Source organism: Robertmurraya sp. FSL R5-0851, assembly GCF_038002965.1.
GTDB lineage: Bacteria > Bacillota > Bacilli > Bacillales > Cytobacillaceae > Robertmurraya_A > Robertmurraya_A beringensis.
Map to the genome: position 1 here is coordinate 2,830,394 of NZ_JBBOOE010000001.1, position 13,479 is coordinate 2,843,872.

A 13,479-nucleotide genomic window follows, 5' to 3' on the forward strand; every position below is an offset into this window, starting at 1 on the left:
TGTTTTTATTGTTGTTGAAATTGTACTTGATGGAGATTAGCAAAAATCCCACCTTTTTCAATTAATTCATCATGAGTGCCTTGCTCAGCAATTCCGTCTTCAGTAACCACGACTATTCGATTAGCATTTCTGATCGTTGCTAGTCGGTGGGCAATGATCAATGTCGTTCGATTTTTAGCAAGCTCAGATAGGGCTATTTGAATGATCATTTCCGTTTCCGTATCAAGTGCTGATGTAGCTTCATCTAAAATTAAGATAGGAGGATTCTTTAAGAACATTCTAGCAATCGCTAGTCGCTGCTTTTGTCCTCCAGAAAGCTTCAAGCCTCTTTCCCCAATCTGTGTCTCGTATCCATTTGGCAAAGAAGCAATAAAGTCTTGAAGATGAGCTCGTCTCGCTGCATCCTCAATTTCTTCCTGACTAGCATGTATTTTTCCATAAGAAATATTTTCCCGTATCGTCCCTGTGAAAAGAAACACGTCTTGTTGAACAATACCGATATTAGATCGAAGAGACTTTTTCGTCATAGATCGAATATCAATGCCATCTATGGAGATAGCCCCACTCGTTACATCATAAAAACGAGGAATAAGTGAGCAAATCGTTGTTTTCCCTGCTCCTGATGGACCAACGAATGCTACCGTTTCTCCTTGATTTATTTGCAAATTGATGCCTTCTAGAATGGATTTTGAACTGTCGTAATGAAAATTAACATCCTTAAAGCGAATATTCCCCTTTAATGTGGCCATCTCAATTGCCTCATCTTGATCCAAAACATCTGGAGTTGTGTCAATCAATTCCAAAAAGCGTTTGAACCCTGCCATTCCTTTTGGATAAAGCTCCATAATGGCACTGATTTTATCAATGGGCTTAAATAGAACATTCACATACAAAATAAAACCTACAAGCTCTCCATACGTTAGTTCCCCAGAAAAGCTCAACCACGCTCCATAAACTAACACAATAAGGACAAAGAAACGAGTCATCATATAAATGCCTGATAAACTAAAAGACATCACTTTATAGGCAGATAGTTTTGACAAACGAAAGCGTTCATTATTTGATTTAAATCGATTAATTTCAAAAGCTTCATTAGTAAATGATTGTACAACCCTAGCTCCTGAAACACTATCCTCTACCCTTGAGTTAACATCAGCAATATCACTATACATATTACTCCATGCTTTATTCATACGAAGATTACAGAATGTAATTAACCAGATTAATAGAGGTACCATAAACACAGCGATCAGCGCCAGCTTAACATTTATAGTTAGCATGATCCAGAACGCGCCAATAAATGTCATACATGCAATAAAGATATCCTCAGGCCCATGATGAGCCAGTTCCCCAAGGTCGAATAAATCGTTTGTAATTCTACTCATGATATGACCTGTTTTAGTATTATCGAAGAATCGAAACGACTGTCTCTGAACATGAGTAAAAAGCTGCTGTCTCATATCAGTCTCAATATTGATTCCTAGCATATGACCTAAATAATTGACGATGTACTGTAAAAAAGTCGAGATAATATAAAACGCTAACAATCCTAAACTAACAGAAAGAATCATTGACCAGTTTCCACTAGGCAAAAGGGAATCAATAAACCATTGAACTGCGAGAGGAAAAGCTAGCTCTAATAATGCAACAATTACAGCCGCAGTAAAGTCAATCGTAAACAGTTTTTTATGCGGCCCATAATAAGTAAAAAATCGGCGAATCATAGATCGTCTCCTTATACAAAATCTTTTGGCTATTATTTCTAGATACGAATTATTATAGAATATGACTATCCACATAGCAACGAAAAAAAAAGAGAGCAAAATAGCTCCCTTCAGCTTTACTTTAATTTTAATTCCGAAATGAACTGATAGTTTTCTAAACTGTATGAACTTATTTTCGAATGAGATAAGGCATAAAGCTGTTCATCTATATATACCAAGCGTTGAATTTCATTGTCCCATTCTTCATACAGTTCTTTCCCCTCCATATGAGAGATTTTTGACTTCAAGGAGAAACCCTTATCAAGGCTTACATTATAAACATAAGCACCTTGAAAAATAAATTTTTGCTCATAGTCATTTCCTTTCACACTTTCATACACATTGATGGGAAAAGCAAAAAGACCATTTTCCCCATTATATAGCAATGCTTTATGATCGTAGTTTAAAGGTGAGTACGTTCCTCTTCCCCCTATAATCTCTGTAAACTTTTCTTTTGGATTGCTAACATCTGTTATATCAAATAAGGAAATTTTTACACCCTCTGTTAAAACTCTGGGCTCCTTATCTCCCTCCAGAGTAACTAGCTTAGTATCATAACCAAAACCAATAATATGATTCTCGTCGTAAGGGTGCAGATAATTACTGAATCCTGGAATCTTAAGTTCTCCAAGGATGGTTGGAGAACTTGGCTCTGACGCATCAATGACGAATAAAGGATCCGTTTCTTTAAAGGTAACTATATATATGCGATCACCCATAAACCTCGCTGAATAGATTCTTTCTCCTTTTGCAAGATCAGTTAGTGCACCAACCTGTTTTAATTCTTTATCAAATACGATCAAGTGGTTTTTGGAAGGCTTGCTTTCATCCCATCTATCTCCTTCGGTTGTTGCTATCCGGAAATAACCATTATGTTCATCCATTGAGAATTGATTCAGAACAGTACCGACTACCTCTGCATTGCCTTGAAAAGTAACATCTAACTGATTAATCCCAAATTTATATATCATCGTATTTGGTGTGAACACTTCCTCACGCTCTGCTTCTGATTTCCAGTTTGTAAGGGCTAAGTAGAGGTTCTCTTTAGACATATACAGCTGACCTCCACTCCCCAAATAAGTAGTAATTTTCGCTTCTTGGGAAGGTTCAGCAAGGTCAAAAGCCGCAATTGTGGTATAGTTTGCTTCCTTTGATCCAGGAATATATTGAATTTCATCATAAGAAACAGAGGTTGCTTCCTCTTTATTTACAGAGTCTGAGATTCTTGGACGTAAGTCAACTCCATCTCCCTCTTCCAGTAACCAATATTGAGGAAAGTGATTTGCAATTAAATAAACCTTACTCCCTATCTTTCTAGCACTCGAAAGATACCCTTCTAGCGATATTTCTCTTTCTAAGGTTGGTTTTGATGGATCCTTTACATCGTAAACAAGAGCCCTTGCCATTTCATTCATAGGTGCATACAAACTTTCTGCCGCTATTTTCTTTCGACCAGCAGAATCCTCATAACTATAGCTATAACCGATAATTAATAGTCGGCCTTTATCCAAGAACAATTGCGAAGGTGAAAATGTTTGTTGAAATTGAATGGACGCCACATGTTCCATTTTCTCAGCAATCTTAGTAGAAATAATGTTTACTTTACCATCTACTACTTGGAATATATATTCTCCATCCGTTTTTACAATATCAGCTTCATCAATTCCTTGAACTTGAACATTTGTACTCGAGACCTCTTGACCACTTGCTTTTGAACTTGAATCCGAAGCAGCATTATCCATAGAGGATTCCTCGGAAGCTTTATCTTCTTTCGTAAAAGTAAAAAACTTTTGATTCTGTTTTTCTTCTTTAATAATTTGATAAAAATATTGGTTTAACTGTGCTTTATCTTTAATAACAGGTAGAGCACCGTTAACCATTTCACCCTCAAGTTCATTTCCAGATCCATATTGTGCTGTAAGACGCGTTTCTTTTGTGTACATGACAATTGAAGCAATAACCAAAGCAACAAGAATAGAAAGTCCAATAACCCATTTTCTGTTCATAGCAACCACCTTTCTGAAAAACGATTCTTTATAGGATTGGACTCCTATGATTACAAAAAGGTTACAAACTCAAAAATTCGAAGTAAAAAAGGGCGTATGATCTAGTTTACTTGTCCAACCACTATAGCCTTTTCTACATAGGATAGATAGACAGTAATACAAGCTGTTCACTTTTTAAGTGGAGGTGAAAAGAATGGGCGAAAGCTACAACGGAGGTTTTAACAACGGATTTGCTCTACTTGTTGTATTGTTTATCTTGTTGATCATTGTCGGTGCTTCTTTTTTTAACAACTATTAATTAACTAATAATACCTTTGCTTAACAGGTTTGCTTCTAACAAAAGACCTAGCTTCTCTTTAAGAAGCTAGGTCTTTGTTATTTAATCTATAAATTTTGAATATATGTGTAACGAGTACTTTAACTATTGAGTACACCGGGATAACAAAAATAATCCCCAACAATCCCATTAAATTACCTGCGGTCAAAATCAGTACGATGATCGTTAACGGATGAATATTCAAACTTTTCCCCATTACTTGTGGCGAGATCACATTCCCTTCAACTTGTTGAGCAATCACCGTTATGATGGCAACATAGACGAGCATGATGGGATCTTGAAATAACGCAACAAAAAGGGCAGGAACTACGGCTAAAAATGGACCTAAAAAAGGTATAACATTCATTAACATTGCAAACAAAGCTAAAACTAATGAATAATCAAGTCCAATTATTAAATATCCAATATATAGTAAGATCCCAACACATAAGCTTACAATTAATTGTCCTTGAATATATGTAGAGATGGTTCTATCTGTTTCTTTTAGAATTTGTAATACATCTTTTTGTAAATCCTTTTTAAAGAAGCTTGCCACTCTTGGTGCAAAATTGTTGCTATCTTTTAACATATAAAACAGGATAAATGGAACTAGCACTAAGTAGAAGATGGTATTAATAAATCCTCCAATAAATCCAAAGATAGAAAAAATTCCATTGGCAATATTACCGGTGTTGTTTTTAATTTGTGTCTCCAGCTGATTGCTACCATCAATTATAGCCTTTTGAATAAATTCAGGAAACGTATCACGGTTTTCTTGTATATATTTAATTCCGTCAACAACCGAAGTAACCATGCTTGGAACATTGTTAATAAAAAGGTCTAATTGATCAGATATTATTGGTCCAATCAACCGGATGAAGCCATAAAAGACTAGTGTAATAGCTAAATACGCAGAAAGAATGGCCATCCATTTTGGAACCTTTTTCTTCACTAACCAAAATATTAGAGGCCTACATAGGTAAAAAAATATTCCTGCAACTACAAATGGCAAAAATATCGTCTGCAGCAATACGATGAGAGGTTGAAATAAAAAAGCATTTTCCCTAACTAATAAAGAAATAATTAGTATAAAGATAATAGCGATCATTGCCTGAAACCATTTTTTATTTGTTAATGACATTTTACACTTCCTCATAATACTAGATATATATTTGATGATAACAGGAAATGAAATAAATGCCAAACTTTTCTACCTTATGTTTTTACTACATGTAAATCCCCATTAATGGCAAATGTGATGCGACCCGTTTCCTCTGAGACTACAATCATTATTGCATCAGTCACCTCAGATAATCCCAATGCGGCTCTATGCCTAGTACCGAGCTTTTTACTTTGAAACGTTTGACTACTTACAGGTAAGATATTTCCCGCTGAGTGAATAAAATCATTCTGTATTAAAACTGCCCCATCATGCAAAGGGTTCCCAGGATAAAATATGGTTTCAAGAAGTGTTTGACTGAATTTCGCACCTATTATGACACCATTGTGTAGAATTTCTGTTAATGGCTGCTTTCTTTCAACCACAATTAATGCACCGTGTCTCTTTTCTGAAAGTGTGGCTGCAGCCTTTGCAATTTGATTATATTCTGTTGTATATGGTGATAAGTATGACTCTAAATAATATGAGGATGCAAGACTTTGAGCGTCAGAAACCAGCTTAAGTAAAAGATCAAACTCAGAAAGGATACAACAATCTTTTTCAGAAATCGTGTCTTGAATGGATTTTGTTTTCTCCTGTATCGTTGACAACATAAGCTTTACATCCTGTTGAAATCTTTTTTGTTCATACAATTTCCCCACCTCCAACAACATACTTGTGAAACAAGAGACGCCCTAGTAAATATTACTAAGGCAATCCTTTAATGCACATATTTTTCATTCCCTACCATTTCTCTTTCGAAACGTCGTATTAGTAAATCCAGACCTTTTTTGAGTTCCATCCCCTCCATTGGCTTTCCGTGGCCAGTATAAATGAAGTTTGGGTTAAGGTTCTGTATTTTCTTTATCGAATCAAAAGACTGATCCCAATCTTGAGTAAAATATGCTGGTGGTGCATGAATTTCTTTCTTTTGGGTTAAAACAGCTAATGCCGACTCTTGCTTCACCGTAATGAGTGCGTCACCAGCGATAACAACACGGTCATATTCACGAAACAAGGAAATATGCCCTTCCGTGTGTCCAGGAGTATGAATCCAGTTCCAACCAGGCATTTCAGGAATGGAACCATCTGTTGGTAGCAACCGTAAATATGAATGAATATTTATCGCTTTCCTTGGATAAAGAGGAGATAACCATGCCATTAGCCCTTTTTCTATAAACGGATGTGGTGGTGGATAATCTTTTTTACCAGTTACATACTCTTGTTCCTGGTCATGAATATACACAGGAACCTGCCAATCATTTAACAAAGGAGTAAGTCCACCAACATGGTCAAAATGAGCATGTGTTAAGACAATAGCAATTGGTTTCTTTCCACCACCTAATACATGTTGAGTAAAATTCTTTATATAACTCCCTGAGAAAGGAACGCCCGCATCAATTAATACCCAATCGTTCCCCTCGGTTCCACATCCACCCACTAGTGCTATATTTGCAATTGCTGTACGATATCCGTAAATATCTTTCGTTATCTTATTTTTACTTGCATCCAAGGTATTCACCTCCTATGAATAGGATGTGCTCGTTTAACCATATTCATGTTAGGAGATTGATTACAATGTTTTATGACACATCTGCAGTTTTAGATGCTTGAACTAAATGTTCAATTTCAGATAATTTCTTTTCATGAAAGTATTGGACAATTTTACTGCCAACAACTACTCCATCGCAGTAAGAACCTAATTCTACCACCTGTTCAGGAGTGGATATCCCAAATCCAGCAAGCACCGGGATAGGACTTACGCTCTTTATATCCTTTAAGTATTTGGAAACACTATCATTAAATTCTGTACGAGCACCTGTTATTCCTGTTACTGTGACCGCATATAAGAAACCTCGACCTTTTTTAGCGATTTCTTCTATTCTTTCAAGTGGGCTTGTTAAGGTAACTAAACGTATTAACTCAATATTTGCGTCTTGTAAGTGAGGAGTAATTAATTCTTCCTCTTCAATAGGCAAGTCAGGAATAATACATCCGTCTATACCAGCTTTAACCGCGTCATGAATGAACGAACCAATTCCGTAAGCATAAATCGGGTTCATATAAGTCATTAAAATAAGTGGAGTAGAAACAATCGGACGAATCGTTTGAATCGCTGACAATACTTCCTTTAAGGTTGTACCCGATTGTAATGCACGTATCCCAGCTTCTTGAATAGCTGGACCATCTGCTACCGGATCTGAAAAGGGGATGCCAATTTCTATTGCCGTTGCTCCGCAATTCTCTAAAAAGATCAACTGATCCATTAACTGATCTAATCCTCCGTCCCCTGCCATCAGATACGGCACAAATGCCTTCCTATTGTTCTCTTTTAGGCTATGGAACGCCTTTTCAATGCGATTCATTATTACAATGCCTCCTTCATATTTGCTTGAATAGTTTGTACATCTTTATCTCCACGACCTGAAAGACAGACCACAATTGACTCATTTTCTGACATTGTTTGAGCATGTTTTAAGGCATATGCTACTGCATGTGCACTTTCAAGAGCAGGAATAATCCCTTCAAGCCTACACAACAATTTTAATGCTTCTAACGCTTCCTGATCTGTAATGCTTTCGTACTGTACTCTTCCGATATCTTTTAAGTAACTATGTTCTGGCCCCACTCCAGGATAATCTAAACCAGCAGAAATAGAATGGGCCTCTTGGATTTGACCAGCATGATCTTGTAACAAATACATAAGAGCACCGTGTAATACTCCTGGCTTTCCTTTTGTTAGTGAAGCTGCATGCTGTTCTGTATCAATCCCATGACCAGCGGCTTCTACACCTATTAATTGTACCTCGCTGTCCTCAATAAATGGATAAAACATCCCCATCGAGTTGCTCCCACCGCCAATACAAGCTACAATTGCTTCAGGGTTTTTACCAAATTTTTCATTATACTGTTGCTTGGTTTCCTTTCCAATCACACTTTGAAAATCTCTTACCATCATTGGAAACGGATGTGGTCCCATCACAGATCCTAAAATGTAGTGAGTATCTGTCACATTTGAAACCCAATAGCGCAGTGCTTCGTTACATGCATCCTTTAGCGTTCTGCTTCCAGAAGTGACAGATACAACCTTTGCACCTAGCAACTCCATTCTAAACACATTCAGTTGCTGTCTTTTAATATCTTCCTCTCCCATAAATATAACGCATTCCAGATTTAATAGTGCACAAACCGTTGCAGTAGCCACCCCATGCTGCCCTGCACCAGTTTCAGCAACAATCTTCTTTTTTCCCATTCTTACCGCTAACAGCGCTTGACCGACTGTATTATTAATTTTATGTGCGCCTGTATGGTTTAAATCCTCTCTCTTTAAATAGATTTTTGCACCTTTTGCATGCTTTGATAAATTTTCAGCAAAATATAAAGGTGTTTCTCTTCCTACATACTCTTTTAATAAGTAAGCTAGATCCTGTTGGAAGCTTTCATCATTTTTGGCTTCCTCATAGGCCTTGCCTAGCTCTAAAACTGCTTGCATTAATGTTTCTGGTACAAATCGGCCCCCGTATATACCAAAATGGCCCTTTTCATCCGGCATTACATATGTCGTCATTTACAAATCTCCCCTGTTCCCATTTTCGCTTTCTTAAGAAAATGAATGATTTTCTCATCGTCCTTTTTTCCATTCGTCTCTACTCCACTACTAACATCAACCATATATGGCTGTAGTGACTGAATAGCTAAGGAGACATTATCGATATTTAGTCCACCTGCTACAATAAGCTTTTTCCCCTTGATAGCTATTGGGTCAACGATCTCCCATGGAAACGTCTCCCCGTTTCCACCTCGATATTTTCCTTTAGGACTATCTAAAAGAATATATTCACATGGATATTCCTGAATTTTCTCACAATCCTTCTTTGATGATACACCTAATGCCTTGATGACTGGTACTGAAAAATTATTACAAATATCAGGATTTTCATCACCATGAAGTTGAACCATTGTTAATCCTGTCTTTTCAACTATATCTTGGATGGTATTTATATCTTCATTTACAAACACACCGACTTTTAAGACATGAGCTGGGATGGTGTCAATAATGATTTTTGCCTGTTCAACCGTTATCTTTCGTTTGCTTTCTGCAAAAACAAAACCAATTGCATCTGCTCCAGCTTCCACGGCAACCTTTGCTGCATGGATATCAGTAATTCCACATATTTTCACTTTCAATTTGAAGCCACCCTTCTTAACGGAAGCTTCATTGCCCGTAATGCTTCTTCCGGCTTTTCGTGCCTCATAAACGTTTCACCTACTAAAATACCTGACGCACCAGCCGCTACCACTCTTCTGACATCCTCTGTAGTAGCAATACCACTTTCACTTATTAAGTATCTATTGGACTCAACAATTTTAGAAGCTAATCTTTCTGTTGTCGCTAAATCAACCTCAAATGTTTTTAAGTTCCGATTATTTACACCAATTAAGACATTATCAGTAGTTAACACTTTTTCTAATTCCGCCTCATTGTGTACCTCCATAAGTACCTCAAGACCTTTACTAGTGGCGTAATGATATAGCGAATGTAGAGTCTCTAGATCTAACGCAGCAGCTATTAACAAAATAAGATTTGCGCCCGCATGCTTTGCGTAATCAATTTGAATAGGATCAATAATAAAATCTTTGCAAAGAATAGGTGCTGTGATCGCCTTTCTCACTTCTTCCAAGTCTCGGAAATCTCCTTTGAAAAAAGTACGATCTGTCAATACACTTACCGCATCAGCACCTGCCTGGACATACTGTAGAGTCTGTTCAGACGGATCACAATCCAAATTAATGGCTCCTTTGGAAGGAGATGCTCTTTTAAACTCGGCAATAATCTTTACTTCTTCCGCTTGTTGTAACTTTTGAATAAAAGACACATGCTTCCTGTCAACTTCCTTTAACACCGGGAGGTCTTTTAATATAAGTACTTCCTTCTGTTTCTCAGCAATAATCCTGTCAAGAATCGTCTCCATACTTACACGACTCCTTCCTTTTTGAATTTTTCCCCTATAGTAATTAGACTTTCAAGCTTCTGTTTCGCCGAACCGCTATCAATACTTTCTTTTGCTTTAGCAATCCCCTCTACAATCGAATCCGCTTTTCCACCTGCATAAATCCCTATCCCAGCATTGAACAACACGGTATCACGGCAGGCTCCTTTTTCTCCATTCAAAACAGATAATAAGATTTCTCCATTTCTCATAGCATCGCCACCGATAATTGCTTCGTTAGGGTATGAAGAAAGCCCAACATTTTCAGGGGTAAGTATTTGTTCTGAAATCGAACCGTTATCAACAATGATTAAATGATTTTCCCCTTGTAACGATGCTTCATCCATAAATCCTGCACCATTGATTACAACGGCCCTTTTTCTTCCTAAGTTATGAAGCACCTCCCCAAAGGTCGGAAGCAAATCTCTTCTATATATTCCTAATAATTGATAGTCAAGTTCCATTGGATTTGTTAAAGGTCCAATTAAGTTAAATATCGTAGGAATTTTTAACTCTCTTCTCACTTTCATAATGTTTTTTATTTTCGGATGTACATGTGGAGCAAATAAAAAGCTAATCCCAACTTCATCCAAACATTCTTCAGCTTCTTCAGGGCTTAAGGTTAAATTAATTCCTAAATACTCTAGAACATCAGCACTTCCTGTTTTACTAGAAATACTTCTGTTTCCATGCTTTGCAACTGGAATACCAGCGCCAGCAATAACAAATGCAGAGGTAGTGCTTACATTGAAGCTTTTCGAACCATCTCCACCAGTACCACAATTATCCATTACATTCGCTACTTTTTTACTAAAGGTGAGTGATTTTTCACGAACTGCCTGAACCAATCCAACAATTTCCTCTACCGTCTCACCTTTTGTCTTCAACCCGATGAGAAATGCAGCAATTTCACTATCAGTCACTTCTTCGGAAAAAAGTTTTCTTACTGCATCTTTCATCTCTACTTGTGATAATGACTTGTTTTCAGACAGTTTTTGTAGATACTCTCTCATTTAGAAGCTCCTCTCCAATTGCTGTTAGAAATGCTTGAATTAGTTTTTTCCCGCTTTCTGTCCCTACTGATTCGGGATGAAATTGAAACCCGTATAAAGGTGCCTCTTTATGTTTGATTGCCATAATCTCGCCATCATCAATGGACGTAGCAAGTACTTGTAACGAATTTGGCAATGTCCCTTTTTCAATAACAAGGGAATGATATCTCATTACTTCCAAAGGTGCTTCAAATTCTTTAAACAGCTCTGTCTTCTCATGAGAAACCTTAGAAATTTTACCGTGCATGATTTTTTTCGCTTTTGATACCGTCGCACCAAAGGCATGACCAATTGCCTGATGTCCTAGACATATTCCCAGGATAGGTATCTTTCTGTGTAGCTGTTGAATAACTTCAATACATATTCCAGCTTGTTCTGGGCGTCCTGGACCTGGAGAAATCACAATAGCTTTTGGAGATAGCTCAATAATGTCTTCAACTGTGAGACTATCATTTCTTTTTACGACTATTTGTTCTCCCAGTTCGCCTAAATATTGATATAGATTGAAGGTAAAGGAATCATAATTATCAATTAGTAAAATCATTTTTCAACCTCCAAGAAAGCTTTCATTTTGTGGATCGTTTCTTCGTATTCTTTTTCTGGAATTGAATCGTACACTATTCCTGCACCAGCTTGAATATATGCTTTGGAATCCTTAACCACCATAGTTCGAATGGCAAGAGCAAAGTCGATATTTCCGTTAGCAGAGTAATAACCGACTGCCCCTGAGTAAATGCCCCTCTTGACATCCTCAAGTTCATTTATGATTTCCATCGCTCGAATTTTTGGTGCTCCAGAAACGGTACCAGCCGGTAGGCATGCAATCAATGCATCGATTGGATGATAACTACTCTTCAACGTTCCTTTTACTTCTGACACAATATGCATGACATGCTTGTATTTCTCGATATCCATGTACTTGCTGATCTGTACACTACCAAATTCACAAACCCTACCTAGATCATTTCGTCCAAGGTCAACGAGCATTCGATGCTCAGCTAGCTCTTTTTCATCTTGAATCAATTCCACACTCAGTTGCTCATCTTCCTCCTGAGTGTTCCCTCTTGGCCTCGTTCCTGCAATGGGGTTCGTGTAGACGGTTTCCCCGACTGCTTTCATCAAGCTTTCCGGTGATGCCCCTACGACTACATACTCTTCAAAATCGAAATAATACATATAAGGCGAAGGATTTTGAACTCTAAGTTTACGATAAAAAGAAAATGGATCACCCTGAATAGTTGCTTTCATCCTTTGGGAAAGGACGACTTGGAATATATCACCTTCTACAATGTACTCCTTTGCCTTTTTCACTCTTTCAATAAACTCTTCTTTTGAGATTGACGCTTCATAGGAAGAAATAGAAACTGGTGATGGCGCATCTTCTCTCTCGTTCAAAATCTGATTCTTTGTTTCTTCTACCAAACCTTTTATATCCTCCAAAGACGATTGATCATTGATCGGAATTCCAACAATGAACACCTTTTGAGTTAAATGGTCAAAAACAACGATGGTTTCGAATAACAGAAAATGAACTTCTGGGACAATCATTTCGTCTCTCGGTATTTCACCGATTTCCTCGTAATAACGAACAATGTCATAGCTTACAAAACCTGCAGCTCCTCCGATAAAAGGAATTTCTTTCATGAAATCATTCTCAATATTAGGTACAATCTTTTTCAGCAGCTCAAGCGGGTTAGCTAAGAGGGTTTCACTGCTTTGTTTTTTAATAAGTATCGTGTTATTTCCGCTGCCCTTTAGTTCCACAGCAGGATTAGCTGCAATGAAGGAATATCTCCCTGAGTGCTCGTGCTTTAACGAGCTTTCTAATAAACATTTCTTTACACCTTTAAGTCGTTGAAATATAGAAATGGGTGTTAACGTATCACCAAGAATTTCTTCAATAATAATGTTTTGAACATTGGCGTTCATGTTTTTCCCTCCTTATAAATAAAAAAAGTCCTCTATACGTAGAAAACTACGTATAGAGGACGATGATCATCGTGGTGCCACCTCAGGTTCAGAGCATACATGCTCCCTTTAATTCCTTATAACGGTGGAATTCCGTTGGTCCCTACTGCAAGTTCAAGACCACTCTCATAAGTCCATTCAGCCAAGGGTTTGATCGGTTCTCAGCAATCCCGACTCTCTGTGTCAAACAAACTCGGCTTACTACTCTTAATCGACGATTTTCT

General features: G+C 37.4%; 13 protein-coding genes and 1 other annotated feature. Of the genes, 1 reads left to right on the top strand and 12 read right to left on the bottom strand.

The window, feature by feature from the left end; translation table 11 throughout:
* Positions 1 to 5 precede the first annotated feature (5 nt).
* The gene (locus tag MKX65_RS14525) at positions 6 to 1,724 is read right to left on the bottom strand and encodes an ABC transporter ATP-binding protein (protein WP_340904187.1); all 1,719 of its coding nucleotides are present in this window, start codon (positions 1,722 to 1,724) and stop codon (positions 6 to 8) included.
* Positions 1,725 to 1,840: 116 nt separating this feature from the next.
* The gene (locus MKX65_RS14530; RefSeq protein ID WP_340904189.1) at positions 1,841 to 3,769 is read right to left on the bottom strand and encodes a beta-propeller domain-containing protein; all 1,929 of its coding nucleotides are present in this window, start codon (positions 3,767 to 3,769) and stop codon (positions 1,841 to 1,843) included.
* A gap of 193 nt (positions 3,770 to 3,962) precedes the next feature.
* On the opposite strand from MKX65_RS14530, the gene MKX65_RS14535 reads away from it, so the two are divergent.
* Positions 3,963 to 4,067: a YjcZ family sporulation protein gene (locus tag MKX65_RS14535; protein ID WP_160548624.1), complete on the top strand. Its 105-nt coding sequence runs from the start codon at positions 3,963 to 3,965 to the stop codon at positions 4,065 to 4,067.
* A gap of 58 nt (positions 4,068 to 4,125) precedes the next feature.
* On the opposite strand, the gene MKX65_RS14540 is transcribed toward MKX65_RS14535, so the two are convergent.
* The 10 genes from MKX65_RS14540 to trpE all read right to left on the bottom strand — a co-directional run bounded on the left by MKX65_RS14540 (position 4,126) and on the right by trpE (position 13,216).
* Positions 4,126 to 5,226: an AI-2E family transporter gene (locus MKX65_RS14540; protein WP_340904191.1), complete on the bottom strand. Its 1,101-nt coding sequence runs from the start codon at positions 5,224 to 5,226 to the stop codon at positions 4,126 to 4,128.
* 74 nt (positions 5,227 to 5,300) lie between these two features.
* A complete protein-coding gene (gene cdaS, locus MKX65_RS14545) occupies positions 5,301 to 5,897 on the bottom strand; it encodes a sporulation-specific diadenylate cyclase CdaS (protein WP_340904193.1) in 597 nt (198 codons plus the stop codon).
* A 68-nt stretch (positions 5,898 to 5,965) separates the two neighbouring features.
* Complete coding sequence (locus MKX65_RS14550; protein ID WP_340904195.1) at positions 5,966 to 6,757, bottom strand: MBL fold metallo-hydrolase; 792 nt, start codon at positions 6,755 to 6,757, stop codon at positions 5,966 to 5,968.
* A gap of 70 nt (positions 6,758 to 6,827) precedes the next feature.
* The gene (gene trpA / locus MKX65_RS14555) at positions 6,828 to 7,610 is read right to left on the bottom strand and encodes a tryptophan synthase subunit alpha (protein WP_340904198.1); all 783 of its coding nucleotides are present in this window, start codon (positions 7,608 to 7,610) and stop codon (positions 6,828 to 6,830) included.
* Between the two features lie 2 nt (positions 7,611 to 7,612).
* The gene (gene trpB, locus MKX65_RS14560) at positions 7,613 to 8,812 is read right to left on the bottom strand and encodes a tryptophan synthase subunit beta (RefSeq protein WP_340904200.1); all 1,200 of its coding nucleotides are present in this window, start codon (positions 8,810 to 8,812) and stop codon (positions 7,613 to 7,615) included.
* Positions 8,809 to 9,432, bottom strand: coding sequence for a phosphoribosylanthranilate isomerase (locus MKX65_RS14565; protein ID WP_160548619.1), 624 nt, complete (start codon positions 9,430 to 9,432; stop codon positions 8,809 to 8,811). The genes trpB and MKX65_RS14565 overlap by 4 nt, the downstream gene beginning before the upstream one ends.
* Positions 9,429 to 10,217: an indole-3-glycerol phosphate synthase TrpC gene (trpC, locus tag MKX65_RS14570; RefSeq protein ID WP_160548618.1), complete on the bottom strand. Its 789-nt coding sequence runs from the start codon at positions 10,215 to 10,217 to the stop codon at positions 9,429 to 9,431. Before trpC ends, MKX65_RS14565 begins: the two co-directional genes overlap by 4 nt.
* Positions 10,218 to 10,219: 2 nt before the next feature.
* Complete coding sequence (gene trpD / locus MKX65_RS14575; RefSeq protein ID WP_160548617.1) at positions 10,220 to 11,248, bottom strand: anthranilate phosphoribosyltransferase; 1,029 nt, start codon at positions 11,246 to 11,248, stop codon at positions 10,220 to 10,222.
* Positions 11,220 to 11,831, bottom strand: a complete 612-nt coding sequence (locus MKX65_RS14580; RefSeq protein ID WP_160548616.1) for a glutamine amidotransferase-related protein — start codon at positions 11,829 to 11,831, stop codon at positions 11,220 to 11,222. Before MKX65_RS14580 ends, trpD begins: the two co-directional genes overlap by 29 nt.
* Positions 11,828 to 13,216 (bottom strand): anthranilate synthase component I, encoded by a 1,389-nt coding sequence (gene trpE, locus MKX65_RS14585; RefSeq protein ID WP_160548615.1) that lies wholly within the window; start codon positions 13,214 to 13,216, stop codon positions 11,828 to 11,830. The genes MKX65_RS14580 and trpE overlap by 4 nt, the downstream gene beginning before the upstream one ends.
* A 52-nt stretch (positions 13,217 to 13,268) precedes the next feature.
* Positions 13,269 to 13,479: a binding site (T-box leader), on the bottom strand.

What these genes read in the sequence shown, in the direction of transcription:
- MKX65_RS14525 (WP_340904187.1), bottom strand. Translation starts at nt 1,724, where the DNA reads ATGATTCGCCGATTTTTTACTTATTATGGGCCGCATAAAAAACTGTTT.
- MKX65_RS14530 (WP_340904189.1), bottom strand. Translation starts at nt 3,769, where the DNA reads ATGAACAGAAAATGGGTTATTGGACTTTCTATTCTTGTTGCTTTGGTT.
- MKX65_RS14535 (WP_160548624.1), top strand. Translation starts at nt 3,963, where the DNA reads ATGGGCGAAAGCTACAACGGAGGTTTTAACAACGGATTTGCTCTACTT.
- MKX65_RS14540 (WP_340904191.1), bottom strand. Translation starts at nt 5,226, where the DNA reads ATGTCATTAACAAATAAAAAATGGTTTCAGGCAATGATCGCTATTATC.
- trpA (WP_340904198.1), bottom strand. Translation starts at nt 7,610, where the DNA reads ATGAATCGCATTGAAAAGGCGTTCCATAGCCTAAAAGAGAACAATAGG.
- trpB (WP_340904200.1), bottom strand. Translation starts at nt 8,812, where the DNA reads ATGACGACATATGTAATGCCGGATGAAAAGGGCCATTTTGGTATATAC.
- trpC (WP_160548618.1), bottom strand. Translation starts at nt 10,217, where the DNA reads ATGGAGACGATTCTTGACAGGATTATTGCTGAGAAACAGAAGGAAGTA.
- trpD (WP_160548617.1), bottom strand. Translation starts at nt 11,248, where the DNA reads ATGAGAGAGTATCTACAAAAACTGTCTGAAAACAAGTCATTATCACAA.
- MKX65_RS14580 (WP_160548616.1), bottom strand. Translation starts at nt 11,831, where the DNA reads ATGATTTTACTAATTGATAATTATGATTCCTTTACCTTCAATCTATAT.
- trpE (WP_160548615.1), bottom strand. Translation starts at nt 13,216, where the DNA reads ATGAACGCCAATGTTCAAAACATTATTATTGAAGAAATTCTTGGTGAT.